At 58.9% G+C, this 26,924-nt stretch carries 25 protein-coding genes and 1 pseudogene; 18 read left to right on the plus strand and 8 right to left on the minus strand.

Annotated elements, in window-relative coordinates:
- The first annotated feature begins 51 nt into the window (after positions 1-51).
- The 8 genes from NE851_RS32565 to fhuB all read left to right on the plus strand — a co-directional run bounded on the left by NE851_RS32565 (position 52) and on the right by fhuB (position 9,491).
- Positions 52-1,035 (plus strand): autoinducer 2 ABC transporter substrate-binding protein, encoded by a 984-nt coding sequence (locus NE851_RS32565; RefSeq protein ID WP_047616953.1) that lies wholly within the window; start codon positions 52-54, stop codon positions 1,033-1,035.
- A gap of 125 nt (positions 1,036-1,160) precedes the next feature.
- Complete coding sequence (locus NE851_RS32570) at positions 1,161-2,675, plus strand: sugar ABC transporter ATP-binding protein (RefSeq protein ID WP_097595421.1); 1,515 nt, start codon at positions 1,161-1,163, stop codon at positions 2,673-2,675.
- Entirely contained in the window at positions 2,668-3,696 is a 1,029-nt protein-coding gene (locus tag NE851_RS32575) for an ABC transporter permease (RefSeq protein ID WP_254962612.1), read from the plus strand. Before NE851_RS32570 ends, NE851_RS32575 begins: the two co-directional genes overlap by 8 nt.
- The gene (locus NE851_RS32580) at positions 3,696-4,682 is read left to right on the plus strand and encodes an ABC transporter permease (RefSeq protein WP_063473989.1); all 987 of its coding nucleotides are present in this window, start codon (positions 3,696-3,698) and stop codon (positions 4,680-4,682) included. Before NE851_RS32575 ends, NE851_RS32580 begins: the two co-directional genes overlap by 1 nt.
- A gap of 11 nt (positions 4,683-4,693) precedes the next feature.
- Positions 4,694-5,542, plus strand: coding sequence for a sugar phosphate isomerase/epimerase family protein (locus tag NE851_RS32585; protein WP_047613837.1), 849 nt, complete (start codon positions 4,694-4,696; stop codon positions 5,540-5,542).
- A 292-nt stretch (positions 5,543-5,834) separates the two neighbouring features.
- Positions 5,835-6,629, plus strand: coding sequence for an ABC transporter ATP-binding protein (locus NE851_RS32590; protein WP_127430886.1), 795 nt, complete (start codon positions 5,835-5,837; stop codon positions 6,627-6,629).
- Positions 6,630-6,642: 13 nt separating this feature from the next.
- Complete coding sequence (locus NE851_RS32595; RefSeq protein ID WP_127430877.1) at positions 6,643-7,521, plus strand: iron-siderophore ABC transporter substrate-binding protein; 879 nt, start codon at positions 6,643-6,645, stop codon at positions 7,519-7,521.
- Positions 7,521-9,491 (plus strand): Fe(3+)-hydroxamate ABC transporter permease FhuB, encoded by a 1,971-nt coding sequence (gene fhuB / locus NE851_RS32600; RefSeq protein WP_127430885.1) that lies wholly within the window; start codon positions 7,521-7,523, stop codon positions 9,489-9,491. Before NE851_RS32595 ends, fhuB begins: the two co-directional genes overlap by 1 nt.
- 259 nt (positions 9,492-9,750) lie before the next feature.
- On the opposite strand, the gene gcvA is transcribed toward fhuB, so the two are convergent.
- Positions 9,751-10,722, minus strand: a complete 972-nt coding sequence (gene gcvA, locus NE851_RS32605; RefSeq protein ID WP_127430884.1) for a transcriptional regulator GcvA — start codon at positions 10,720-10,722, stop codon at positions 9,751-9,753.
- A 127-nt stretch (positions 10,723-10,849) separates the two neighbouring features.
- Here gcvA and NE851_RS32610 point away from each other — a divergent pair, with 127 nt between their 5' ends.
- The gene (locus NE851_RS32610; protein WP_127430876.1) at positions 10,850-11,053 is read left to right on the plus strand and encodes a hypothetical protein; all 204 of its coding nucleotides are present in this window, start codon (positions 10,850-10,852) and stop codon (positions 11,051-11,053) included.
- A gap of 409 nt (positions 11,054-11,462) precedes the next feature.
- Positions 11,463-11,633, plus strand: a complete 171-nt coding sequence (locus NE851_RS32615; RefSeq protein WP_164735943.1) for a hypothetical protein — start codon at positions 11,463-11,465, stop codon at positions 11,631-11,633.
- A 246-nt stretch (positions 11,634-11,879) separates the two neighbouring features.
- On the opposite strand, the gene NE851_RS32620 is transcribed toward NE851_RS32615, so the two are convergent.
- A complete protein-coding gene (locus NE851_RS32620) occupies positions 11,880-14,024 on the minus strand; it encodes a TonB-dependent siderophore receptor (RefSeq protein WP_127430875.1) in 2,145 nt (714 codons plus the stop codon).
- A gap of 312 nt (positions 14,025-14,336) precedes the next feature.
- Between NE851_RS32620 and NE851_RS32625 the strand changes: the two genes are divergently transcribed.
- The 5 genes from NE851_RS32625 to NE851_RS32645 are packed head-to-tail and all read left to right on the plus strand — an operon-like array spanning position 14,337 to position 18,458.
- The gene (locus tag NE851_RS32625; protein WP_097543278.1) at positions 14,337-15,194 is read left to right on the plus strand and encodes a transketolase; all 858 of its coding nucleotides are present in this window, start codon (positions 14,337-14,339) and stop codon (positions 15,192-15,194) included.
- Positions 15,187-16,161 carry a transketolase family protein gene (locus NE851_RS32630; protein WP_127430874.1) on the plus strand — a complete coding sequence of 325 codons (975 nt, stop codon included), beginning with the start codon at positions 15,187-15,189 and terminating at the stop codon, positions 16,159-16,161. Before NE851_RS32625 ends, NE851_RS32630 begins: the two co-directional genes overlap by 8 nt.
- 11 nt (positions 16,162-16,172) lie before the next feature.
- Complete coding sequence (locus tag NE851_RS32635; protein ID WP_127430873.1) at positions 16,173-16,826, plus strand: LbetaH domain-containing protein; 654 nt, start codon at positions 16,173-16,175, stop codon at positions 16,824-16,826.
- A gap of 9 nt (positions 16,827-16,835) precedes the next feature.
- Entirely contained in the window at positions 16,836-17,075 is a 240-nt protein-coding gene (locus tag NE851_RS32640) for a hypothetical protein (protein ID WP_007637453.1), read from the plus strand.
- Positions 17,076-18,458, plus strand: coding sequence for an AMP-binding protein (locus NE851_RS32645; protein ID WP_127430872.1), 1,383 nt, complete (start codon positions 17,076-17,078; stop codon positions 18,456-18,458). It begins immediately after the preceding gene.
- Positions 18,459-18,518: 60 nt separating this feature from the next.
- Here the strand turns inward: NE851_RS32645 and NE851_RS32650 are convergent, their stop codons facing one another.
- A complete protein-coding gene (locus NE851_RS32650; protein ID WP_028758662.1) occupies positions 18,519-19,403 on the minus strand; it encodes a glycosyltransferase family 2 protein in 885 nt (294 codons plus the stop codon).
- A gap of 492 nt (positions 19,404-19,895) precedes the next feature.
- Here NE851_RS32650 and NE851_RS32655 point away from each other — a divergent pair, with 492 nt between their 5' ends.
- From NE851_RS32655 to NE851_RS32665, 3 genes are read left to right on the plus strand one after another with little or no spacing between them, the layout of a single operon-like run.
- Entirely contained in the window at positions 19,896-21,092 is a 1,197-nt protein-coding gene (locus NE851_RS32655; RefSeq protein WP_127430871.1) for a DegT/DnrJ/EryC1/StrS family aminotransferase, read from the plus strand.
- Between the two features lie 6 nt (positions 21,093-21,098).
- On the plus strand, positions 21,099-22,139 hold the full coding sequence (locus tag NE851_RS32660; protein ID WP_127430870.1) for a LuxE/PaaK family acyltransferase: 1,041 nt from the start codon (positions 21,099-21,101) through the stop codon (positions 22,137-22,139).
- A complete protein-coding gene (locus NE851_RS32665) occupies positions 22,123-23,376 on the plus strand; it encodes an acyl-CoA reductase (protein WP_063474003.1) in 1,254 nt (417 codons plus the stop codon). Before NE851_RS32660 ends, NE851_RS32665 begins: the two co-directional genes overlap by 17 nt.
- A gap of 17 nt (positions 23,377-23,393) precedes the next feature.
- On the opposite strand, the gene NE851_RS32670 is transcribed toward NE851_RS32665, so the two are convergent.
- From NE851_RS32670 to fabZ, 5 genes and pseudogenes are all read right to left on the minus strand, one after another.
- The gene (locus NE851_RS32670) at positions 23,394-24,119 is read right to left on the minus strand and encodes an SDR family NAD(P)-dependent oxidoreductase (RefSeq protein WP_063474004.1); all 726 of its coding nucleotides are present in this window, start codon (positions 24,117-24,119) and stop codon (positions 23,394-23,396) included.
- Positions 24,103-24,408, minus strand: coding sequence for a hypothetical protein (locus NE851_RS32675; RefSeq protein WP_244604820.1), 306 nt, complete (start codon positions 24,406-24,408; stop codon positions 24,103-24,105). The genes NE851_RS32670 and NE851_RS32675 overlap by 17 nt, the downstream gene beginning before the upstream one ends.
- 73 nt (positions 24,409-24,481) lie before the next feature.
- Positions 24,482-25,750 carry a GMC oxidoreductase gene (locus NE851_RS32680; RefSeq protein WP_244604824.1) on the minus strand — a complete coding sequence of 423 codons (1,269 nt, stop codon included), beginning with the start codon at positions 25,748-25,750 and terminating at the stop codon, positions 24,482-24,484.
- A gap of 243 nt (positions 25,751-25,993) precedes the next feature.
- Positions 25,994-26,074, minus strand: a pseudogene (locus NE851_RS35470) (NAD(P)-binding protein); the annotation flags it as partial.
- Positions 26,074-26,520 (minus strand): 3-hydroxyacyl-ACP dehydratase FabZ, encoded by a 447-nt coding sequence (gene fabZ, locus NE851_RS32685; RefSeq protein WP_174824469.1) that lies wholly within the window; start codon positions 26,518-26,520, stop codon positions 26,074-26,076. The gene fabZ and the pseudogene NE851_RS35470, both read right to left, overlap by 1 nt.
- Between the last annotated feature and the right edge of the window lie 404 nt (positions 26,521-26,924).

The following is a 26,924-nucleotide window of genomic DNA, read 5'->3' on the forward strand; positions in this document are numbered from 1 at the left end:
AGCCGGCCGGTGGTCGTCGTTCGCATGAGCGACCTTTGAGGAGGAGTGAGGATGAGGAGCCTTATCGTAGCGGCATTTGCCGCATCGCTGTCGCTTGCCGGGGCGGTGGTCGCGTTTGCACAGGACGCGCCGAAGGTCGGCATTGTCGTCAAGATCGGCGGCATTCCCTGGTTCAACGCGATGGAAGCCGGCATCAAGGAACAGGGCCAGAAGTTAGGGGTCGATGCCTTCATGATCGGCCCGACCAGTGCCGACCCGGCGCTGCAGGTGCGCGCCATCGAGGATCTGATCGCCCAGGGCGTCAAGGTCATCGGCGTGGTCCCGAACGATGCCAAGGTGCTCGAGCCCGTGCTCACCAAGGCGCAAGCCGCCGGCATCAAGGTCATTACGCATGAATCGCCCTCGCAGAAGGGCGCCGACTGGAATTTCGAGCTCGCATCGTCGACCGGATTTGGTGAGGCCCATGGCAAGCTGCTCGCCGAAAAGATGGGCGGCAAGGGCGAATATGCCGTCTTCGTCGGTTCGCTGACCGTCCCGCTGCACAATGCCTGGGCGGACGCCGCAATCGCCTATATCAAGGCGAACTATCCGGACATGAAACTCGTCGGCGATCGCTATGGCGTCGCGGAAGACGTCGACAAGAGCCGCTCGACGGCGCTCGACCTTATTGCCGCCCATCCGGATCTGAAAGGCTTCCTTGCCTTCGGCAGCCAGGGTCCAATCGGCGCCGGGCGCGCTGTCGAAGAACGCCGCAAGACGGGCAAAATCTTCGTGCTCGGTCCGTTCTCGCCCGGCCAGGGCCAGAAGCTGATCAAGTCCGACGCGATATCGGGCGGCTTCATGTGGAATCCGAAGCAGGCCGGCGAAGTCTTCGTCACGCTCGCCGATCGCCTGATCAAGGGCGAGAGCGTCAAGGAAGGTGATGACATTCCGGGTCTCGGCGTGATCAAGCCGGTTGGCAACGACATCATCGTCGATCAGCTGCTGCCGATCAACAAGGATACGGTCGACGACCTGGCCGCAATGGGCCTCTGAAGAGGCCCCCTCCCCGGGTGTCGGGCCGGTCGACATGGACCGGCCCGACGTTCGGGAAAAGAGCGGTATCCGGCCATGGCTGGACCATTGACCTTTCATGGCATTCGACTGGACAGGCAACCGGCATGAGCATGGCAACGGATGATGGTGTGAAGGCCCCGCCGCTTCTTTCGCTTCGCGGCATCAACATTACATTCGGCGGTGTGAAGGCGCTGAAAAACGTCTCCTTCGAAGTCTTGCCCGGCGAAGTGCATTGCCTCGCCGGCGAGAACGGTTCCGGCAAGAGCACCCTTATCAAGGTGATATCAGGCGTCTATCGGCCTGCAGACGGCGCCGAGATCGTCTTTGACGGCGAGACGATATCCCACATGACGCCAGGCATGGCCCAGTCCCGCGGCATTCAGATCATCTGGCAGGACCTCGCGCTCTTTCCGGAAATGAGCGTGGCGGAAAACATCGCCTTCCAGACCCTTTCCGGTTCGCGCCCGCGCTTCGTCAATTATGCCGCGATCCGCGGAATAGCCGAGGAGGCGCTCGCCCGGCTTGGCGTCACCCTCGACGTCGACAGGCCTCTCAAGGATTTCGCCATCGCGCAGCGTCAGATCGTCGCCATTGCCCGCGCGCTGGTCGGAGAGGCCCGGATCGTCTTCATGGACGAGCCGACCGCCTCGCTCACCCAGTCTGAGACCGACCATCTGCTGGCGATCGTGCGCACGCTGTCGGCTTCGGGTGTTGCCGTGGTCTTCGTCAGCCATCGCCTTGCGGAAGTGCTGGATATCTCCTCGCGCATCACGGTGCTGCGCGATGGCGCGCTGGTCGGGGTCTACCCGGTGGAGGGCATGACCCAGTCTAAGATCACCGAGCTGATGACCGGGCGCACCTTCGACCAGAATGTTCTCGCCCGCGACGTATCGCAGAACCCGGTGGTGCTCTCGGTCAGCAAGCTTTCCCGGCCTGGCGAGTTCGACGACATCTCCTTTGATCTGCGCCGTGGCGAGACGCTCGGGATAACCGGCCTGCTTGGCTCGGGGCGCACCGAACTTGCGCTTACGCTGTTCGGCATGCGCCGGCCCGCTGCCGGAACGATCGTGTTGGAGGGAAAGCCGGTGCGCTTTGCCTCCAACCGCGAGGCGATCACATCAGGTGTCGCCTATCTCTCCGAAGACCGCCTTTCGCTCGGTCTCAACCAGCCGCAATCCATCGCCGACAATCTGGTCATGGCCTCGCTCAACCGCATCCTGGGCCGGCGGCTCATTTCGCCGGAAAAGAAGCGCTCGCTCGTCGCGCGCTGGATCGCTGATCTCGGCGTCAGGATCGGCAAGCAGGACGATGCGATCTCGACGCTTTCGGGCGGCAACCAGCAGCGCGTCGCGATCGCCAAATGGCTCGCCACCGATCCCAAGGTGCTGATCCTCGATGCGCCCACGGTCGGCGTCGATGTCGGCGCACGCGCCGGTATCTTCGAAATCGTTGCGCGTCTCGCCGAGGCGGGGCTGGCTATCATCCTGATTTCGGACGAGGTGCCGGAGGTCTATTTCAACGCCGATCGGATCATCCATATGGAAAAGGGCCGCATCGCCGGCTGGCATGATCCGCGCGCGACCACACTGAAGGACCTGGAGGCGGCGGTCTATGCGTAAGCTGTTCCTGTCCCATACGACTGAATTCGTGCTCATCGCCGTCATCATCGCGATGAGCATTGTCCTGGCTTTCATGACCGACCGTTTCTTGACGCTCGGCAATGTCTTCGACCTGCTCAATATCAGCGCGGTCAACATTATCTTTGCCGTTGGCCTGCTCGTGGTGCTGATATCAGGCGGGATCGACATCTCCTTCGCCGTCGCCGCCTCGATCGTGCAATACGTCACTGCACTTGCGCTCGAGAGGATCGGCGGGGGTGGATGGATATCCGGCTTCCTGATTGCGGCCGGCATCGGCATCGTGCTCGGCGTGATCAACGCCTTCCTGATCCACCGCTTTCGCATCATCTCGATCGTCGCGACGATCGCAACCTTCAACGTCTATTTCGGCTTGCTGATGTTCTTCACCAAGGGTGTGTCGATCTACAATCTGCCCGACTGGCTGACGAGCCGCGTCATCATCTACGAGCGCGAAATGGCCGATGGGAGCTGGGCTGAGATCACGTTGCCTGTTGTGGTCATGGTCGTCTGCACGCTCGCCACCTGGTTCTTCATTACCCGCACGACGACCGGCCGGCAGCTCTATGCCTTCGGTGACAATCCGGAAGGCGCGCGCCGCTTCGGCATCAATATCGGCGCCATGCAGTTCATCGCCTTCGGCTGGCTTGGATTGATGGCAGGCATCGCCGGGCTGATGCAGGCGCATTATGCGCAGGAGGTCGTTCCGAGCGCACTCTATGGCCGCGAGCTCGATGTCCTGGCCGCAGTGGTGCTCGGCGGTGCGCGGCTGGGCGGCGGCAAGGGCTCCGTGCTCGGTTGCGTGTTGGGCGTGCTGCTCGTCTCGATCACCCAGAACGGCCTCAACCTGATGGGCGTCTCGCCCTTCGCCTTCAAGATGATCGTCGGCGCGATCATCCTCGTTGCGATCACTTTGTCGAGCGCTCGCATCGGCAATCTGGTGCCGGTGTTTGCGACCCGCAAATCGACCGGTGACAGACCTGCAGAAAGGGGAGAGAGTTGATGAACGCGCTCGCCGCCCGCTTCAACGCCATCTTCGGCGCCGACATGGCCGGTCCCCTCGCCGCGCTGGCGGCGGTGCTTGTCGTCTTCGGTTTCGCTTCGCCCCATTTCCTGACGGGCGCGACCTTCGGATCGGTCGCCTTTCAGCTTCCGGAGCTGGGCGTCTTGACGCTTGCGATGCTGATGCCGATCCTGACCGGCGGCCTCAACCTTGCGATCACCTTCACCGCCAACATCGCCGGCCTGACGCTCGCCTGGACGCTGCAGGCCAATGGCGGCATCGACGCCGGTCCGGGCGCCTTTCTGCTCGGCTCGGTTCTGGCGCTTGCCGTCGGCGCGGCAAGCGGCCTGGTCATGGGACTCGTCATCGCCTTTACCCGCGCCCACCCCATCCTCGTTTCGCTGTCGATGATGATCTTCCTGCGCGGCCTCGGTGAGTTCCTGACGCGCGGCGGCGATATCTCGGGCTTCCCCACCTTCATCGCTCCCATCGGCCACGGCAGCATTCTCGGCATCCCGGTACCTTTGTTGATCCTGATCGCCTGCGTGATCGCCAGCCACGTCCTGCTCTCGCGCTCCAAGCTCGGCTTTTCAACCTACATGATCGGCTCCAATATCGAGTCTGCCCGCTATTCCGGCATCAACACCCGCAAGATCCTGGTGCTGGTCTATATGCTCTCCGGGGTGATGGCTGCAGTTGCCGGCATCATCATGCTTGCGCGCTTCAATTCGGTGCGCGTCGGCCACGGCGAATCCTATCTGCTGATCACCGTGCTCGCCTGCTTCCTCGGCGGCATCAATCCCTTTGGCGGCTTCGGCCGAGTCCTGCCCGTCTTCGTGGCGCTCATCGTGCTGCAGCTTCTTTCTTCGGGGCTCAACCTGCTCGGCGCCAACCAGCATCTCACCACTGCCGTCTGGGGCATCCTGCTCATCGTCGTGATGGTGCTGCGGTGGTTCTCGGCCAAGTTCATCAGAATCATGAAATAGGAGATACGACCATGGAAGGTTTCGGCGTTCACACCAGCATGTGGACCATGAACTGGGACCGCGCAGGCGCCGAGAAGGCGATTGCCGGAGCCGTGCACTACAAGATGGATTTCATCGAGATCGCGCTGCTCAACGCGCCTGCCGTCGATGCCAAACACACTCGCGACCTGCTTGAAAAGAACAAGCTGCGCGCCGTCTGCTCGCTCGGCCTGCCGGAGCATGCCTGGGCCTCCATCCGCCCGGATGCGGCGATCGAGCATCTGAAGGTTGCGATCGAAAAGACCGCGGAAATGAGTGCCGAAGCCCTGTCCGGCGTCATCTTCGGTGGCATCGGCGAACGCACCGGCGTGCCGCCGACGCAGGGCGAATACGACAACATCGCCAAGGTGCTCGACGCCGCGGCAAAACACGCCAGGAAGTACGGCATTCAGCTTGGCGTCGAGGCCGTGAACCGCTACGAGAACCACCTGATCAACTCGGCGCAGCAGGCCGTCGACATGGTGGAGCGTGTCGGCGCGGATAACATCTTCGTCCACCTCGACACCTACCACATGAATATCGAAGAGAAGGGCGCAGCCAACGGCATCCTGATCGCCCGCGACCACCTGAAGTACATCCATCTTTCCGAAAGCGACCGCGGCACGCCGGGTTACGGCAACATTCCGTGGGATGCGATCTATGCCGCGCTCGCCGCAATCGGTTTCAAGGGCGGACTTGCCATGGAGAGCTTCATCAACATGCCGCCTGAGGTAGCCTATGGCCTGGCCGTCTGGCGCCCCGTTGCACGCGATATGGAAGAGGTCATGGGCAATGGCCTGCCATTTCTGCGCAACAAGGCGGAACAATACGGGCTGATCTGAGCGGATTGCCGGGTCACTTGAACACTCCGGTGGTGACCCTTACCGTTGTCGTAGGCCCCCTGCCGTTCAAGTGCCGTGGACCCTTGCGCGGCGTCGCAAAGGTCATCTTGTCAGCCTGGTTCTTCCTTCGAAAGACCAGGCTGATCAAGTGGCGAAAGGCGTGCGGCCGCATGCTGGTGACGAGCAGCAGGGCAGCCGCGTCGAAAGAAGCGAAAATAGTTGATTGCTGCTCTCATCTTTAGTACCGACCTATCACCCGGTTAAAGGATGTCACGTGGCCATAGTCCCCCCGATGCAAGATCCGCCTCGAGCGGCCGAAACTTTTGTCGCCGAAAATATAGGCCTTTCGATCGAGGGGAACGCAATTCTCAGCGACGTAAGCCTGACATTTCCGGGCGGAGAAGTCGTGGCCCTGGTCGGCCATAACGGCTCCGGCAAATCCAGCCTTCTCAAAATGCTGGCGCGCCAGCTCGTGCCGAGCGCCGGATCGATCTCTTACGGAAACAGGGATCTGAGGACGTATAGCGAACGCGCCTTCGCTCGTTCGGTCGCCTATCTGCCCCAGGATGTCACGACCGGATCGGACATGACCGTCCGCGAGCTTGTGGGATGCGGTCGCTATCCGTGGCACGGAGCGCTTGGCCGCTTCACCAAGGACGATGAAGGGAAAGTCGAGGAGGCTCTTCAAGCGACGCATATCGAGAAGTTCGCCGATCGTATCGTCGGAACACTGTCGGGCGGTGAGCGGCAACGAGCCTGGATCGCCATGCTGATCGCTCAGGATGCCCGCTGCCTGTTGCTCGATGAACCGACGGCGGCACTCGATGTTGCCCACCAGATTGAGGTGCTCTCACTTGTGCGACGCTTGGCGCATGAGGGCGGAAGGAGCGTCGTCATCGTTCTTCACGACATCAACATGGCCGCGCGTTTCTGCGATCGGATCCACGCATTGAAACGCGGTGGCGTGGTTGCCAGCGGAACACCGAGCGCGATCCTCGCGCCGAAGACGTTGCAGGAGATCTATGGGATCGACATGGATGTGATCTCCGCGCCCACCCTGCCCTACCCGCTCGCCTATGTTTGCTGAGGTTGGGCGTTCAATGGGTGTTTCGCGGCGCTTCCTTCTGCAGTTCGCGGCGGCCTCGGTCATTCCAGCTCCGCTGTTTGCGCAACCGATCGGCCCAAGGGTCGTCAGCCTCGACTACGGTCTTGCGTCCACGCTTTTATCCCTCGGATTGTCTCCGGTCGGGATCTCGGACCTCGCCGATTGGGACAGATGGGTTGTCGAGCCGCGAATGCCAGAATCCGTCGTCGATATTGGCAGTGCGTTCGAGGTCAATTTTGAAATTCTCGTCGCGCTGAAGCCCGATATCATCCTAACCACCCCCTACCTCGATGAGCTCTTGCCCAAGCTGCAGTCGGTGGCGAAAGTCGTTCGGCTGGAAATCTTTGTGCCGGGCATTGGAGCTATTCTTCCCGCTGCCATTGCGGCGACGCGCAAATTGGCCGTTGAGCTTGGTCGTCAGAATGAGGCGGAGCAGTTCCTCGCGCGCTCCGACGCCTTCTTCGAGCGATGCCGCAGCCGCCTGGCGGACAAGAACCTGCCGCCGGTCGCCCTGGTGAATTTCATGGATGCCCGCCATGTCCGCATCTATTCGAGTCCCGGGCTGTTCCACAATGTGCTCGAGCGCATCGGTGTCCGGAACGCCTGGACCAGAGAGTCGAATTATTGGGGTTTTGAAACGATCGGCATTGAAGAGCTCTCCAAGATCACCGATCCAGATGCGCGTCTGATCGCCTTCGACCCCGTTCCTCCGGACGTTCTTCCGAAACTCGCTCAGAGCCCGCTGTGGAACAGGTTGGCCTTTGCGCGTCCCGGCCACCTGTCGATTCTGCCGCCGGCCCTGATGTTTGGCATGGTGAACGAGGCCATGCGCTTCGTGGGCCTTTTGACAGATCTTCTGGAAAAAGAAGCATGATGATATCCCGCCGCGACAATATCGGGCCAGCATTAGTCTTCCTTCTCCTGATTGGCGGTGGAGGCGTGGCATCGTGGTTTCTTGCCGCTCCTGCGCTGTCTGAAATGGCGCTACCGAATTACGATGTCACGCGAATGGTATTGTACTATTCGACGCTTCCCCGCCTTGCGACGGCGCTCATTGTCGGCGCTATGCTTGCCTTGTCTGGTGCGCTGTTTCAGCAGGTTTTGCGAAACCCGCTCGCCGACCCTACCACTCTCGGCGTGTCGGCCGGAGCAAACCTGGCGCTGGTGGTAACATCGCTGTTTCTCCCGGACCTGCTCGGCGCCGGCCGTGATCTTGTCGCTCTGATCGGCAGTGCGACCGCGGCCGTGATCGTCGTCAGCCTTGGCGCGCGCCGCGGTTTTTCGCCTTATTCGCTTGTTCTGTCGGGGCTGGTTCTCAGTCTGTGGTGTGGCGGCCTCTCTGCGATCCTGATCTATCTGAACCAGCGCTACCTCTCGAGCCTGTTCATCTGGGGCGCCGGCTCGCTGGCACAGCAAAGCTGGGTCATTCCCGTGTCGCTTCTTTGGAAGTTGGGCGTCGTCGCCATCGTCTGCACTTTCGTGATCAGACCGCTTTCGCTGCTCGATCTTGGCGAGAGCAGTTCCACGGCACTCGGCGTCCGATTGGTCCGTCTGCGTTTCATTGTCGTCGCCCTTGCTGTCGCGCTTGCTGCATTTGTCACCAGCGCTGTCGGGGTCATTGGTTTCATTGGACTGGTCGCGCCGACGATTGCACGATTGTCCGGAGCACGACGTCCCGCTCAGCTCATCTTCTGGTCTCCCCTGATCGGCGCCGGGCTGCTTCTCTTCGCAGACTCTGTTCTGCAACTGGTCGCAGGCGGGCTTGGTGATTTCTTGCCGACGGGAGCGGTAACGGCCATCTTCGGTTCGCCGCTGCTCCTCGCGCTCCTGCCGCGGCTGAAGATCCGTCATCGATTGCAGCAATCGCCGGCGTTCGGACGGTCACGTCGATGGGATGGAACCGCACCGGTCGTCATCGCTGCTGCCGGCCTGCTTATGCTGTTGATGGTCAGCGTTTTTCTCGGACGTGACGTCAATGGCGGCTGGGCCTTCGCTTCCGGCGAATTCTCGTACGATGTCCTTGCCATCAGGATACCTAAAATCCTCGCCGCTCTGGCATCGGGCGCGATGCTTGCGGTCGCGGGCTCGATCCTTCAGCGGTTGACCGGAAATGAAATGGCAAGTCCCGAAGTTCTCGGGATCAGTGCCGGCGCGACCTTCGGCGTTGCGATTGCCCTCTTTGCCGTCGCTCCCGGATTTTCCGGTCAATTTGCGTTTGCCGTGGCCGGTGCGATCAGTGTGCTTGCCATCATCTTCGCCAGTTCCCGGCGATCGGCCTTCGCTCCCGAGCGGGTCCTGCTTGCGGGCATTGCCTTAAGCGCGATGGTCGATGCCGTCGTCGGCGTGTTGAGCTCGACGGGAGATCCGAGAGCCGTTCTGCTGATGCGGTGGATGAGCGGGTCCACCTACCTCATCGAAGGGTCGACCGCGACAACGGAGGCAGCGCTCGGCGCTGTGCTGATTGCCGTTGCGCTCGCCGCCCGCCGCTGGCTTGACATACTTCCCCTTGGGCCGTCGCCTTCGGCGGCGGTCGGCGTACCATTGGCGAAATCGCGATTTGCGCTTTTTGGCCTCGCAGGATTGTTGACGGCTGCCGCGACGCTGACGGTCGGCCCCTTATCATTTATCGGCCTCATGGGACCTCACCTGGCGCGGGAGGCGGGACTGACACGCGCGCTGCCGCAAATGGTTGGTGCCGCTTTGATCGGCGGGGGGCTTATGGTTGCCGCCGATTTTGTCGGCCGCACGATCGTATCGCCCTATCAGATCCCGGCCGGTCTTGTTTCCGCACTCATCGGAGCACCGTTCCTGATGCTGATGATGCGCAAGCGCGGTGTCGGCTGAGGGTTGCCACAGGAAGACCCGGCATTAGGTAGCAAAGACCACCAAAAGCGCCTTACGCCTCTGAATCAAAACAGAATTTCAGGCCAGCATTCCCATGAATGCCGCTGACGTTGATTGGGTTATTGACAACGTTGCCACGGAGCCTACATCGGCGGAACGGCAATGCGATTGCGGAGAGTGACGCTTTTCAGAGTAGAGGGTGTGAATACTTCGGACATGTTGCCTCTGGTTGGGCAATTCGATGCACGGCTTGGGCTGCCTAAGCCTCCCTGGTCCCGCGCCCCTTTTCATCGGATGCAGGTGTTCGCGATTCCTGACCCGGCATCTGTTCCGCTTCGTCAAGAATCCATTCGCGAAAGGCGACGACACGGGGATCGGAAGCCGTTTCCTGCGGATACACGAGGAAATAGGCGAGTTCGGACGGAATCGGGATGCCAAGATCGAAAAGCCGGACAAGCCGCCCCTCGGCCAGATCGTTTGCGACAGTGGTGAGGTCCACAAGTGCCACAGCATCCCCGCTGATCGCGGCTTGAAGCATTTCCGATGACGTGGCGAGCGCAACCGTACGACTGTCGTCGAAGGCGTCGATACCGGCAGCCGCCATCCACGTCGACCAGTTCGGCCACGCGACACCCTGTCGCTCCCATTCGATATGGACCAAGGTGTGATCAAGCAGATCAGTCGGCGTTCGAATGGGCCTCTCGGACGCGAGTAGCCGAGGACTGCATACGGGCACGACAACGTCATCAAACAATCGATCAGCGCAAAGGCCGGGATAGTTTCCCGTGCCAAAGCGAATGCCGATATCGATGTCGTCCAGCTCGAAGTCGCGCACCTCGGGGGAGATATCAAAGCGCAGGTCGATTTCCGGCCAAGCGCCACGAAAGCGTTTCAGCCGCTGCATCAGCCATTTGACTGCAAAGTCCGGATCGACGGTGATTTTCAGGTGGCGGGAGCCGCGCTCGCTCCTGCGGGCCTGTGCGACGGCACGCTTCATGAGTTCGAGCGCGTCACCGGATGCGCGGCAAAGGATCAATCCAGCCTCCGTCGTGCGGATCGAGCGATTGGTGCGCTTGAAAAGCGACAGGCCGAGCTGGTCCTCGATTTCCTTGATCTGGTAGCTGACCGCCGCCGGGGTCAGGCCAAGTTCGTCGGCCGCTCGACTGAAGTTCAGATGTCGCCCCGAGGCATCAAGCGCTCTTAGCGCCCGCATTCCAGGAATTATGCTCATTTTTGCTTCAAAGAAAGTTTGAAATTCTGAACGAGAATACTCGTTTCCCTGCTCGCATTCAATATGCGAGTATGCCAATTATTCGAGAAATATCAGGTCGCCGCGATAACGGCAAGGAATATGCCACATGAACTCGACCAAAGTTACCATCAATTTTTTTAATTCAAAAATGCACGATCTGGTGCGTCGATTCAACGATGAAACGCGCCGGCGGCGGACACTGCATTACCTCAAGCGAGACTTGCGTCGTCTTACTGAGCAACGCCTACAGGACATAGGCATCAACCCGCAGAACATTCCTCATCTGACGAAATGTGAATTCGAGTTTTGAAATCAGGCCCCAATGGGCTTCTGGGAAGAAAGCCCCGACATCCGGGCATTCATTTCCACATGCCTGCAATGGGCCGAAAGCAATCGCGGGTCGCACGGATATCCAGCAAAAGGCTCTCGATCTCTCGCCAAAAATAACCATTTAGACCTCCTTCGGTCGACCTCGACGCGAAGTCCAGATAAGAACCTGGATCATGTTCAGGATGATACAAATACAGCTCTGATCTCCCGCGGCCTTTTCGTCCGCCGATCTGCTGTGCCTGCCGTCGACCTCTGGAGTCTGAACATGACCCTCATCGCCACCGCTGCCATTGCCCATCGCTCCCGCGCCGAGGTGTCGACCGTCAGTGTGTTGGTCGGGGGCTTGGAAATACGCCCAGCCGCCTTCCGGATGGCGGAGTGGTTGAGCCGTGGCGAACCCCGACGACACGCCCAAGGGCCAGCATTTCCTGCTCTCGCCAGAGTGCCGAACGCTGACGGTGCTCGATCTCGCCAAGATGCGGGATGCGACTGCCTACAGCTGGTTTAAGCGCCTGCGCTGGCACCAGACGGAGGGCAAGCCTTACTGCCCCCGGTCATGAGGCAGACACCAGCAGGATACCGGTGCGATGTTCGGCTTCTTCCGACGATAGGGCGCTGGCAGCACCGATAGCGAATAGCTTCTATGGTCAAAGACGGTAAGGGCGGCCGTTCATCGAAAGTTGAGCATTCACCATGGCGTTCGGTATAGATGCCTTGGAACACTGGCTACAGCGCAGCGATCCTTATAACTTCGACGTTCAGATTGCGGACGCCGCCTTGATCGGACAAGGCGGCGTCCGTCACCTTTACCAGGAATACTTCAGCGTGCCGACGACCTTGCGCCGATCGCCGTAGAACTCAGTTCCGTAGTAGCTGCTGGCGATATATTTGCGATCGAACAGGTTCGTCGCGTTGACGGCAAGCGTCACGTCCTCGGTCACCTTGTAGCTGACCGCGGCATCAAACAGCGTGTAGGCGGCAACCGACACGGTATTTGCATCGTCCCCATAGGACTGGCCGATATAACGCACACCGCCGCCGAGCGTCAGGTCGCCGCGCTTTCCGTCTCCGGGCATCGTGTAGTCGAGCCAGGCGGATGCCAAGTGCCGCGGCACGCGTGAAGGCCGGTTACCGATGTTGCCGCCGGTGCCGTCCTCGCGGATTTCGGCGTCCCAATAGGAATAAGCAAGCGTGAGATTAAGCCTGTCGTTGATTGCGGCTTTGCCTTCGAGTTCGATGCCGCGCACACCCACCTTGCCGATCTGCTCCTGAACCAGAGGGGTGACATAGCTCGGCACATTCGTTTGGGTAAGATCAAACAGCGCCAAGGTGAAGAGGCCATCAAACCCATCAGGGCGATATTTGAGGCCAATCTCGTATTGTTCACCTTCCTGTGGCTTCAGCGAGCCCGTCACGGTGTATCCGTTTGCGGTCTGCGCGACGAGCGGCTGGAAGCTTTCCGAATAGTTCGCATAGGCTGCGAGATTCGGCGTAAATTTATACGTCAGCCCGGCACGCTTGGTGAAGGCTGACGCCGTGTCGTCGTCGCTTGTCCCGCTGTCGAGGTAATCCGCAGTCGTGTGGACATGGTCCCATCGTCCGCCCAGGGTAACGATCCATCGGTCGTCGAAGGTCAGCTGCTCCTGTGCGTAGATCCCGACCGCCTGCTGCTTGACGCGCCAGTTCACGTACGGGCCGAGATTGATGCAGGAGAGACCGCAATAGACGGGGTCGTTGATATCGATCGGTCCGGCCGTCCCGAACAGGATGTTCTCGCGCGTATTGTCGTTGGTGTAATCGACGCCGACCAGCGTCTTGCTGTCGATCCCGTTCCATGTCGCATCATATTGCAGCTGATTGTCGATGGCATAACGGTTGGACATGCCGTCGACCGAGAACGCCGTTCGATCGGCGGTCGGATCCAGTGATGCGCCATAGACTTCGGCATAGTCGAGCTCGAGATGCGTATAGCGGGCATTCGAGCGAAAGGTCAGATTTTCATTGATCTCGTGTTCGAACTGATAGCCGATGTCGGCCTGCTCCGTATTGAAGCGATTGAAGTCCGGCTCGCCGAGGAAGGTGTCGATATCGATATCGGCGTCCGTGGGAAATCCGCGCGCGCCCGTTCCATCGCGTTTGTAATAGTCGGTCAGGATGGTGAGCCAGGTCCCCTCTTCCGGTTTGATCGTCAGGGCCGGTGCAACGTAGGTGCGGTCGTCGTTCGAATGATCCCAGCCCTGATCACCGTCCTTGACAAGTGCGGTAAGCCGGTAGCTCCACACGCCGTCGGGATCGATCGGCCCGCCGAAATCCGCGCCTACTTCCTTGGTGCCATCACCATAGGAGGTGTAAACTTCGCCATGCTTCTCATCCAAGGGCCGCTTGGTGATCGCATTGACCAGCCCTCCCGGACCGTTGAGACCGAAGAGGGTCGAAGTCGATCCCTTCAGGATCTCGACGCGCTGAAGACCATAGGGTTCAAGGCGGCTGGCCGTGAACCACGCGGGAATACGCGCCGCCAGACCATCCCGATAGGTGCCGAGCGCCGTCTGATCAAAGCCGCGAATTCTTATATAATCGTACCGGTCGTCGTTGCCGAACTCATCCGAAAAGACGCCGGCAGTATAAGCGACCGCCTGCTGAAGATTGTCCACATGACGCTCTTCCAACTCCTTTTGCGTCACCACCGATACGGAGGCCGGGACATCGATGACCGGAGTGTCTGTTTTGGTGCCGGTGGCGGTATTCTTGGCGACGATGGTGCGATCCGGGCCAACCACACGATCCGACTTGCCCGTTATGACGATCGGGGCCAATTGCGTCGCCTCTTCGGCCGAATTGTCCTGTGCCCAGCCGATGCCTGCCGATCCGAACGACACCGTTATCAACGCGCTGCTCGCAACCAATCGGCTTGTGAACATGCGCAACTTTCCCTGTAGTCCCACTGTCATACTATCCCCTGTCAGACCAATATCGGGCAGTGTGACGGCCGCCCCTCCGGCCACTGCTAAGGTTGCGTTTACTCAAACAGGAGAATTGGAGTCAACTTAATAATCACGGTTTGTGACCATCTTTGCACCCAGTCGAACCTTGAGGTTTTGGAGCAACACGGGCCGCGCGCCCGGCAGTCTCGATCGGGCTTGGGGGCGGGCAACGAAGCGGCAACAGACCCGCACAAGCTTCAATTGGAAGGATCGGCAATGGGATGGTTTGAGATGGACCATTCCGATCTAAACCGCTTCCGAAAGATGCAAGCTAGCCTGATGATCAATACAAGCTTCGAGGAGTCCTGTGCGCGGGTTCGTCGTATAATCGTCGACACCGCGTTTCGGTGCGGACAGTCGGCGCACATCGGCGGTAGCCTGAGCATGGTAGAGCTGTTGAATACGCTCTTCGGCGACGTGCTTTCGCATCGCCCCCATGAACCTCAATGGGACGGTCGCGACATCTTCATTCTTAGCAAGGGGCATGCAGTGCTGGGCTATCTGGCGGTGCTGCATCACTTCGGCTATTTCGACGCCGAAAAGCTTGCGACCTTTCAGACAAACGGCAGCGATCTGATCGCTCACCCGGTAAAGAAGGTTGCGCTCGGCATCGAAAGCTCCAATGGCAGCTTGGGCCAGGGCCTTGCCTATGGCATGGGCATCGCCCTTGGTATGCGCAAGCGCAAACAAGACCGTCGTGTTTATGTGCTTCTCGGCGACGGCGAATGCAATGAAGGGTCCGTTTGGGAGAGCGCCGCTTCCGCTTCGGAAATGGGCGTCGGCAACCTTACCGCGATCATTGATGAGAACGGGTTCCGCAACGACGGGCCGAATGCCACCTATAGCAATAGAATTGCATTGACGAACATCTGGAAAGCTTTCGGCTGGAACGTCATCAATGTCGATGGCCACGATCACCATCAGATCCTGTCGGCACTCCAGCAGGCAAAGCAGGTCGCGGATATACCGACCGCCATCGTCGCCCGTACCGTGAAAGGCAAGGGATTGTCATTCATGGAGAATAACAACGATTGGCATCACAATCGCATCACGGGAACTGTCTATGAAGAGTGCCTGAAGGCGCTCGGCGAGAGCACTGGGTCGGAGCTGGAAACGGAAGGAGAATTCCGTGGTTGAGTTGTCGAGCCGTAATGCACGCACATGGTCGCGCATCGGGCCGCGGGCTGTTTATGGCCAGGCGCTGACAGCGCTCGCGACCGAAAACGAGAACATTATCGCGATGAGCGCCGATCTTGGGCGGTCTTCCGGTCTAGACCGATTCTCCAAGGAATATCCGGACCAATTCCTTAATACCGGTATTGCCGAGCAGAACATGGTGGGCTGCGCTGCCGGTCTCGCTCGCATGGGGTTCGACGTGTTCGCCTCGACGTTTGCGCCCTTTGCTTCAATGCGGGCAAGCGAACAGGTGCGCATGAACATGGGTTATATGGGCGAGCCGGTGAAGCTCGTCGCACTTGGTAGCGGTCTGGCGATGGCTTATCTCGGCAACTCCCATTTCGGCCTGGAGGATGTCGCGGTCATGCGTACTGTGCCGGGCCTGACGATCATATCGCCGGCCGACTGCTCGGAAATTTACAAGACGTTGGAGGCTTGTGTCGGCTTCGACCAACCGGTCTATATCCGCCTGACCGGCACGCCCAATGCACCGGTCGTCTATACGGAAGACTACACGTTCGAAATCGGCAAGGCCGTTTGGCTGACGCCGCCACGCGAGGTGATGCTGATCTCGAGCGGCACCACGGTCGGGCATTGCCTTCTGGCCGCTGAAAAGCTGAGTGAAGCCGGTCTGGAAGTCGGCGTCCTCAACATGCATACGATCAAGCCGCTGGATGCGGTCGCACTGGCTGACGTCGCTCGCCATGCCAGCACGGTTTTCGTCATCGAGGAGCACACGACGGTTGGCGGTCTCGGCAGCGCAATCCTTGATCACTACAATGCTTCGGGCATGCCGTTTCCGCGCATCGTGACGCACGGCATTCCGGATCGCTTCGTCGAGACTGGTGACTATGCCTTCATGCTGAAGGCTGCGCGCTTGGATGGCGAGGGTATCGCCGGTTTCCTGCAGGAAAAGTTGTTGCAATAGGAAATCGAAGCATGAGTCTGGATCATTGGTACATCTACGGGGCGGGCGGCCTCGGCATTGAAACCATGGACATACTGCAATCGGCAATCCGCCGAGGCCTGCAGCAACCGCACCATTGTGCATTCATCGTCGATCATCCGACGGCGACTGAGGTGCTTGGGTTTCCGGTCGTCGCCGTGGGGGATCACGTTCCCGGCGCCAAAGTAACGATCGCAGTCGGGGAACCTTTTGCCCGGAAAGCTCTGCTCGAGAAGGTGGAAGGGTTGGGCCTCGTGCTTCAATCGATCTTCTCCCCCGATGCCTTCATTTCTGAGTATGCGGAGATTGCCGACGGCGTGATCGTCGCGCCGCATGTCTCCATTCAGGCGACGGCAAAGATCGGTCGAAACGTTGCCGTCAATACAGCTTCGATCCTTGGCCACGACATTGTAGTAGAAGAAAACTGCGTCGTCTCATCCATGGTCAATCTGGGCGGCGGCACGCAAGTCGGGACGTTGAGTTATCTGGGCATGGGCGCACTCGTCAAGGAACGCGTGCAAATCGGACACTCGTCGATCGTCGGCATGGGATCGGTCGTGCATATCGACATTCCGGATGAAGTCATTGCGCTGGGCAATCCCGCGCGCGTCGTTCGCAGGAACGAAGACAAAAAAGTGTTCAAGTAGGAGCAAGACATGAGCAACAAAGAAAAATACGATGCCGCTTTCATCGAAACGTTCGGTATTGGCGCCGAGGATTTGAGCGACGGCCTCCAGTATCAGAGCATCCGCGCTTGGGACTCGGTCGGTCACATGGCGCTTATCGCATCTCTTGAGGATACGTTCGACATCATGCTTGATATGGACGACGTGGTCGATTTCGGCTCGTACAAGACCGGCCTGAAGACGCTCGAGAAATACGGCGTGTCGTTCTGAATGTTCTGGCAAAGCCTCTCGGATGGCGCCGATGACAGGACGTTCCTGATCGCCGATGGACGCCGCTACTGCTACAACGACGTTTTCGGACTCGGAGATGCGCTATTCTCCAAGGCCGACAGGGCGATCGTACTGATTCTGTGCGATCGGTCGCCCGAAACCGTTGCGGCCTATCTGGGAGCCTTGCGGAAAGGCCTCGTGCCCATGCTGGTCGACGGTGAACTGACCCGTCACTCGCTGGAACGCACCGTTGGAGCCTATAGCCCCCGTTACATCGTCGCTCCCGCAGAGATGGCGCTGGAAGACTATGCGCCAAACGGGCGATTGGGCACAAAGGCTCTGTTCGAGCGGTCGTCGGTCGTAAACACGACGCTGCATCAAGATCTTGCCTTGCTCATCCCCACCTCGGGTTCGACAGGCGACCCTAAATGCGTGCGACTGACGGCCAACAATATCGATGCCTGCACGCGTTCGATCGTCGAATATCTCGGCATGACCGGAGAACGCATTACGGTCAGCCTTCTGCCATTTCATTACTCCTACGGGCTTTCCGTTCTTCACAATACGATCTTCGCGCGCGCCTGCATGGTGTTGACTGATAAGTCCATCCTCGACAGGAGCATTTGGCAAATGATCGAAGAGGAGAGGGTTACCGACCTTGCCGGCGTGCCCTTCACATTCGAAACATTGCGGCGCATTCGCCTGAGCGAGGCCTGCCTTGGCAATCTCGTCTGCGTGACGCAGGCCGGCGGGCGCCTGGCACCGGAACTGACTCGCCATTTCTGGCAGTATTTCGCCGATCATGGCGTGCGCTATTTTACCATGTATGGCCAGACCGAGGCTGCGCCGCGCATTTCCTATGTCCCCCCCGGCCAGGCGATCGAGAAGCTGGGAAGCGTCGGCATTCCGCTGCCCGGCGGTCGAGCTTTGATCGCGGAAACGGGCGAGCCGATCGGCGAAGGTGAACTGCTCTATGTCGGCCAGAACGTGTCGATGGGGTATGCGACCTCCGCGCAAGACCTTGAAAAGGGCGACGAATTCCACGGTAAACTTTATACCGGAGACTATGCCAAAATCGATGAGGACGGGTTCATCACAATCGTGGGCCGTAAGAAGCGTTTCATCAAACTGCACGGAATTTCAGTCAATCTCGATCATGCGGAGTCCGTGCTGAAGTCCGGCGGACTTGATTGCATCGTCATCGGTGCCGAAAACCGGCTGATGGTCTGCATCAGGGAGCCGGATGCGGAGCGAGCGCAGATGGCGTTGAAGGATAACTTCAATTTCCACCCGTCTGTTGCAAGGGTGGTTGTCTCCGAAACCCTACCGCTCACCTCCGCCGGAAAGCCGGACTACGTTACGCTGTCCGAGCGTTTCCTGTAGACCTCTGCGAAATCAAAGGCGGCAGAGCCGTATCTGTCCTGCAGCAGGTTATCGGCAATATCAGAGCTTCGCCAGCATGGCTTGCAAGTCGACGATCCGGGCCCTCAACTGCGGATAAGCGTTCTGCCAGTAGCCGTAATGCTCGAGCAGACGGCGCATGGAGGCCGGCAGATCCTCTCTTGTCATATAGCCCTTTTCGAAGGCCATCTTCATCACTTCCTCATAGTAAAGAATGCCGTTGATGAAGAGCGGATTGATCTCGTGATTTGAGGTCGAATTGGCATGCTGGCGGAAATAGGAAAGCGGATGCGGATGTCCGATGATCGGGCCACGTTTGGCGAGATCGATCCATGCCGATAGATCAAGGATGCCGCGGAAGATCCCATCCTCATCGACCCGAAACAGGCGGAATGCGCCGTTCTCGTCGAAGCAATCTTCCTTTCGGAACATCACGCTCGAGAACTCACCAATCAGGTTCATGTGATTGACAGCTGTCACACGGATGAAGGCGCCGCCGTCGATGACCTTTGCCTGGTCGGCGATGCCGAAGTGATTGACCAGCGACGTGATGCGGTTTTTCCCATCGATCAGGTAACGCGGCGAAAAGGCGAGCCTCGTGCCGAGATGGCGGCTCTCCTCCAGTGTCTCGAGCAGGAACTGAACGCAGAATGGGTTGATAATGTCATCATCGAACAGAAACTTGATGTATTCGCCGTTCGCAAGATTGGCCAGCCGGATGACATTGGAAAACTCGCTCGGCTTCGGATTTCGGCTATAGGAGAGATGCTGCTGATATCGCTCGCAGATATTTGCGATTGCATCCGTTGGGCAATCGTCTGAAACGATAATCTCCGTATCGCCATAGCTTTGCCCGATGGCACTCTTCAAGGCTTGCTCAAAGAAATCCGGCTTGTAGGCGGGGATGCAGATCGATACTCGGGGCATTGCTGGTCCTTTTTGCGGTTGTCTCACCCGTGAGCGGTTGGAAGTGGCATGACGCTGGCGCGGCGCGCGCAGTTCCCCAGCACGAGATTCAATGTCGGATGAAGTCGATGCCTGGCGACTGTCGATGGGGCGGCACGGCCGGTGCCCTGATTTCCGGCAGTCGTTGTCTGCTCAAAACGCTTGTTGTCGAAGAGCAGCTCGCTGCGGCATTTTCCACGGGCGCCTCATTGACGACGATACGGCGACCACTCGAAGCGTGTGAGATCATCAGGCGGACTGCACTTTCGGAAGCGGTTTCTGCGCGGAAACGGCCCATCTCAAACCATCTCGCCGCCGATTTTTCCAATTTAACCTTGTGCGAGTCTTTTGCCCTCTTGCTCACCGTCCGGCACCCCGCGCGCAAGCCACGAGAAAGCTAACCCCCCTAGTCTGCGGAGACAATCAAGGCCCGGTTTCCGCCTTGTGGCATATATCGTGATATGGAGCAGTGAAATGACGGCGAACGAACTACCCATTGTTCCAGTAACGAAGCCGCTCCTTCCCGATCTCGCAACGGTCAACCGTACCCTCGCCGACATCTGGGCTACCGCCTGGCTGACCAACATGGGTGCTCAGCACCGTGAACTGGAATCACGGCTTGCCCACTTTCTCGACGTTCCATTCGTCAGCCTGTTCAATAACGGCACCGTCGCCCTGCAGATCGCGCTGAAAAGCCTCGACCTGCCTGCCGGCGGCGAGGTCATCGTCACGCCCTTCACCTTTCCGGCGAGTGTACACGTCATCGATGCCTGCGGACTGACGCCGGTATTTTGCGATATCGATCCCGTCACGCTGACCATCGACCCGGTTCGGATCGAAAACCTTATCACGGACCGCACCTGCGCCATCCTCGGCGTTCATGTCTACGGCATTGCATGCAACGTGAAGGCCATTGATGCGCTCGCGGCAAAGCACGGCATCAAAGTCATCTACGACGCTGCTCACGCCTTTGCCACGCGTGTCGATGGGAAGCCGATCAGCCTCTTCGGCGACATCACGATGCACAGCTTTCACGCAACGAAGCTTTTTCATACCGTCGAAGGCGGTGCGCTGATTTCACCGCATGCGGAACTTCAGCGTACCATCTACCTTCAGCGGAATTTTGGCATTGCCAACGAAGAAACAATCCTGCTCGCCGGCCTCAACGGCAAAATGAACGAACTGCAAGCGGGCGTCGGCCTTGCCGTACTCGACATGGTGAAGGATGAATGGGAACGTCGCCGGTCATTGCTCGAGCAATACCGCACGTTGATCTCCGCCATGCGCGGCGTCACCATCCTCGAGCCACAGGCCGGTGTCACGCCGAGCTATCAATATCTGCCGGTACGCATCGATCCCGATCAATCCGGCTTCACACGCGACATCCTCTACAGCAGGTTCCGCGAAAAGAACGTGCTCGCGCGCAAATATTTCTACCCGCTTTGCAGCGATGCCCCGCACTACCGGAACCTGCCTTCCGCGCAGGCCTCCAACCTGCCGGTGGCGACCCAGGCGGCGAAGGAGGTCCTTTGCCTGCCGTTCTTCGGCGCGCTGACCGCCAGCGATCTGGCACGGATATTCAATGTCATGATCGCCACCTACGAGGATTATCACTCGGCGTCGCTGCCCACGGCCGACCTTGCCACGGCAGCCATGGGACGAAGAGGCTGAAACGCCATGGCCATGGACGACCAATTCGCCAATGATCCTGTTGTGTTCCTGAACGAAATCAATTCGTTGACCGAGCACCACAAGGCATATTGCGATCTTTACGGTCATTATGTGCACACGATGTTCGGCGACCGCGCGGCGACGTCGCTCGCCGAAACACCCTATCTGCCAGTCCGGGCCTTCAAGAACTTCGACCTCAAAAGCGTCCCCGATAGTGAGGTCGTCAAAATCATGACCTCGTCCGGCACGACCGGACAGGTTTCAAGGATCTATCTCGACAAGGAAACGTCACAGGCACAATCGCGCAAGCTCGTCGAGGTCTTCTCGATCGCCTTCTCGAAAAGCCGCTTCCCGATGCTTGTCATCGATGCGGAGAACACTGTTGCCGACCGCCGAAAATTTTCCGCGCGCACGGCGGCGATCAATGGTTTCAGCATGTTCTCAAGAGGACGCGATTTCGCGCTCGACGACGAACTTTCCGTCGACATCGATCGCGTGCAGGCCTTCGCCGAAAGCAATCGCGACAACCGCATCTTCATCTTCGGTTTCACTTCTATCGTCTGGTTGAACTTTGTTCAGATGCTGCGCCGCCAGAATGTGCGGCTCAACCTGTCAAACAGTTTCCTGCTGCACGGCGGCGGATGGAAGAAACTCGCCGATCAGAAGATCTCGGATGCGATGTTCAAGGACGAGGTCCGCGAATGGACCGGCTGTAGCGACATACGGAATTATTACGGCATGGTCGAGCAAACGGGTACGATCTTCATGGAGTGCGAACACGGCAATATGCATGCCGCACCCGGCTCCGATGCCCTCATTCGCGATACTTCGTCGCTCGATGCGCTCCCGCACGGCCGGGAAGGCCTTATCCAGGTCTTCTCCTCCATCCAGAAGAGCTATCCGGGCCACTCGTTGCTGACGGAGGATGTCGGCTTCACGCTCGACGGCGCATCCTGCTCCTGCGGCAATCGAAACACGATCGTCAAAATCAACGGCCGACTGCAGAAGGCGGAAATTCGAGGATGCAGCGATGCCTATAATTCGTGACGACAGGTTCGAAGCGGGCGACTGGCTGAAGCAATTCGATCTTTCGTCACGCCACGCTTTCTTCGATGAGCGGGTTGTCGATTTTCTGCATGAGCTTTCCCGTCGTCTGATGAAGGACAACGATGCCCGGCATTATCCGGACCTCGTTACCTTCGCCTATTTCTGCCGCAAGGCGAATCTGCGGACACTCTCGCAGCAATATCGAGATGCAGAATATCGCAGTGGATGGGGTACTGTGGCCCATATCGCGCCATCCAATATTCCCGTCAATTTCGCCTTCTCGTTGGTCTTCGGCATGCTGTCCGGCAATTCGAACATTGTGCGCATGCCGAGCAAGGCGTTTCCACAGAACGATATCTTCTTGCGGGCATTCGACGGCGCTGCAGAGTCGGAAACATTCCGATCGATCGCAGTTGGCAATGTATTCATCCAGACGGCGCGGGGAAGTGCCAAGCTCAAGGAGATCGTTGCAGCGGTTGATGGCCTGACAGTTTGGGGAGGCGACGCGACCGTCGCCGAATTCCGCTCGCTGCCGAAGAAGCCTCGATCCGTCGAGCTTTATTTTCCGGACCGGACATCATCGGCCGCGATCGACGCCAGCGCCTATTCCGCGCTTGAGACGGAACAGAAGACGAAACTGGCGCGAGATTTCTTCAACGACACCTATCTGGTCGACCAGAATGCCTGCTCCTCGCCAAGTCAGATCTTCTGGCTTGGGGAACCGGCCGCGATCGCCAAAGCCAAGGTCGATTTCTGGCATCATCTCGACGAAGAGCTGCATCGCCAGGACTTTCGTCTGGATACGGTCGCACGACTGGACAAGTTTCTCGACCTGATGAATGCAATACGCACGACCGGGGGAACCCTGGCGCTCAACCGCTATTCGCCGGATATCTGGTGCATCGGCCAATCCTTGCCGAAGGAAACGCGGCTGCGCTTCGGCCAGTTTGCAGAAATTGACGTCCAGGCGCCTTCCGACATCGCAGCGTTTCTTCGCCCGCAGGAACAGACACTGACCTATTTCGGACTGCAACCGCAGGCGCTCTTCCTCGCTCTCCAGTCGGGTTCTGCCAATCACGCGATCGACCGCATCGTCCCTATCGGCAAGGCGCTCGATATCAACCCCTTCTGGGATGGCAAGGACATTCTGTCGCTTCTATCCCGGCGCATCGAAATAGTGGAAGGGCGCGAGAATGCAGCAATATCCGCAACGGCTTTAGCGAGTTTCCAGACCTGAGCGGTTCAGCTCGCGATTCAATGCAGCCCCCTGTCCAGCCGCAGGATCTGTCCGGTCATCTTTGATGATGCATCGGACACCAGATAGGCGACAAGTTCGGCCACGTCGGCCGCTTCGACCACTTCCTGCAATGCCGATCGCTCATCCAACGCTGTTCTTGCTTTCTCGTCCATCTGAAGAGCCATATCGGTTTCGACCACCGCGGGCGCAATGGCGTTGACGCGAATCCCGAATGGCCCCAGCTCGGTCGCCATCACCTTTGTGGCGTGGATCAGCGCAGCTTTGCTGCCCCCATAAGCGAGCGTTCCCGCGTCTGAAAGCAGTCCGGCGGTCGATGCGATATTGACGATGGAGCCCGCCTTCGCGCGTACCATTCTCTTCGCCACATATTGAGAAAACAGAATCTGGTTGAAGTAATTGACGTCGAATATCCGTTTCAGATCCTGGATCGAAGCCATCGAAAACAGCCCGCCCGCAGCGACACCAGCGCAATTCACCAGCGCATCGATGCGCTGGTATTGCCGGTGAAGTGCCTGGGCACATTCCTTCACCGAATTCGGGTCGGCGAGATCGAGCTGGAAGAAGCGGACATCGCCTTCATCCCCCGTCGGAAGTGCGGGAGACGGATGGCGGCTGCAGGCAGCGACTGAAAAACCGTCCCCGACCAGCTTGCGAACAACGGCGAGACCTATACCTCTGCTGCCGCCTGTTACGACCGCAACGCGTTCAGGATCGTTCGGCATCTGCAAGCCCTCCGCAATTGGTGATCACCGGTTCCAGGAGATCATAGTCGATATCGTCCATGACGGTCCGGTTCGGGAAAAGCGGAACCGGTTTGCCGGTGAGTGCCCTGGAAACGGCCGGCGTCGAAAAATAGAGGACCACCGCTTGCTCTGTGAAATGATCGACCAGATCCGGTGCGCCACTTCGCAGCGCCTTGAGCAAGACATTGACGTCCTCCGGCCATGCGGCCTCCGTCTCCTTCAGAATCAATGCATCAATCTCGGCCAGACCGGCAAACCGCTCTTCCAAGCGCGCGGCCGCAATTGCATCGAATGCCGGGACCGACCTTTCTGGTTCACCGGGAAACATCCTTGCCAGCAGTTTATAGAATGGTCTGTCTGACACGTTCATCGATACGATCCGAAAGGAGAAGGGCAACTGCCTGAATGGTATTGGCAGGATTAACGCAGGAACCGGTGACGAAGACGCTGGAGTCGATCACGTAGAGGTTGTCGGTATCGTGAACTTTTCCGGATGGATCGACGACGGAGTGCTGCGGATCGTCGCCCATCCGCGCGGTTCCGAGCAGATGCCATCCGGTGTTGCGGACCGGGCCATAGGCCGAGCTTCTCACGGCTCCCGCCGCCGCCATGAGTTCGCGCCCGCGGGTCATGCCGCGCACCATCATCTTTTTCGTATTTTCGTGCAGCTTGTAGTGAACCTTGATGCCCGGATCTCCGAAACGATCCTGTCGTGTTTCGTCCAGCTCGATCCTATTCTCCACCTCCGGCAGATCTTCGCAGATGATCGCCACAACGAGTTGCTTGCCGTAGAGCGCATCGAAATCGCCATAGATATCGCTCCCGAAACGCAGCTTGCGTTTGCCGAGCGCAGACATCGCCGTCTCGACAGGGCCTGTCCCCCGCAATGCATGCATCATATAACCAAGCTTATGCCCCGCCTCTTGCGAACGGTAAAACTGCAGGCTGTAAAGCATGCACCCCTGCGGGCCGGCGTCCGTGTCCATCCGCTCGGCAAAGATGCCTTCCACATAACCAAGCGGATGGATCATCAGATTGCGGCCGACGAGACCCATCGTATTGCCGATCCCTGTCGGGCGCTCGGCATTCCTCGAGTTGAGGAGAATGCGCGGCGTACCGATAGCGCTTGAAGCAAGGATGATGTTGTCGGCGTGAAACGCATGGCGCTCGCCGTTCGCATCAAAACCCTCGACACCATAGGCCACACCGTCCTTGACAAGGACGCGCGACACAGCGAATTCGGGAACAATCGTTAGTCCTTGCCTCAACGCATCCGTCAGATAGGTATTGTCGGCACTCGCCTTGGCCCCTTGCGGGCAGCCCGTGTTGCAAGGGCCAAGGTTGAGACAGGCACTGCGCCCGCCCTTGTCCCGCGTGGCGATTGCGGCAAAGCTTGGCCACCAGTGCCAGCGTTTTTCATTGAACGCCCGAGCGAGCCGGGCACCCGCCACGCCAAGCGGCACAGGCGGAAGCGCCTCCTCGATGTGCGGATAATAGGGATCGCCGACGAGACCGGACATGCCCATCTGCCGTTCGTTCAATGCGAAATACGGCATCAGTTCGGCATAGCTCAGCGGCCAGTCCTCACCGAGGCCCTCATTGGTCTTCAACGAGAAATCAGGCTCAAGAAACCGTGGAAAATGACCGGAATACAACACCGTTGAACCACCAACAGCGTTGAAGTTGCATACCGCAATCGGGGAATCTGCGTCATCAACCGGGTAATCGAAACGGTTCTGCCGTTCTGCAATTGCTGGGTTGAACTCCGCCCTCTTTCGGATCTCCCAGTCCGGGCCTGTGGATGGGTAACTGGAGGGCTCCATCCGCGGGCCGCGGTCAAGGCACAGCACCCGATATCCCTTCGACGTCAACCGCCAGGCCGCTGCCGCTCCCGCGGCCCCGGCTCCGACAATGATGAAGTGGAAACGGTCCATTACTTCGGAAGAAACTGCTCTAGGATTTCCGGTATCGTAATCAACATATCGGCCTCGCAAGCGATCGTGCCGTTGGTATAGCCCGTCGCGTGACCCTTACATATGCCGCGTCGCCAGCTGTCCACGTAAGCTTCGATCTGCAGGCACTCTCCCGGCAGAACTTCCTTGCGAAACCGCACCGTGTGCTGAAGCGCATGAGTGACCATCCCCTTCAGCCCTTCCTGCGTGGTGATCGCGACGGTGAGCATCTGCGCCATCGCCTCAAGCTGCAGCGCGCCGGGCATGTTCGGACGGCCGGGAAAGTGGATGGGAAAATACCACTCGTTGTTGGAGAGGTTCTTGTAGCCCTTTGCATATTTACCTGGCTCGACATCGGTGACGCAGTCGATCATCAGGAAAGGATATCGATTTGGCTGATAATCCTTCAGCGCTTCCGCGTTCAACATGAATCCCAATGTTCTTACTCCTGTCTGACAGCTAAATTCAGCATATGCGGCAGCACGATCCTGGATAAGCAATGTTCATGGATCTGACTCGCGAAGTGAAGGCGTACTGCGACTTAGCAAGCCAACCCTGCCGCAGGCTTGCGCAGAAACCCCGCCCAACTTGCGCTGCAAAGGCGCCTATAGGCTGGTTTCACCAGCCAGTGTGGCTCTCATTGAGAACGAGAACAACGGCTTATCAAAGCAAACGAACTCATGCTTCCGGAGTGCCGTCAGCTATACCGAAAATGCGATAACCGTCGATGTCATGGATTGCAATGGTGCGCCTACCAGCGCATCGGCCCGAAAATCGGAATCGATTTTCGGGCCGATGCGAGGATTGAAAGTGTTAAGGCGTCTTAGGCAGC

Origin of the sequence: Rhizobium anhuiense bv. trifolii, from assembly GCF_024346605.1 — a bacterium.
GTDB lineage: Bacteria > Pseudomonadota > Alphaproteobacteria > Rhizobiales > Rhizobiaceae > Rhizobium > Rhizobium anhuiense.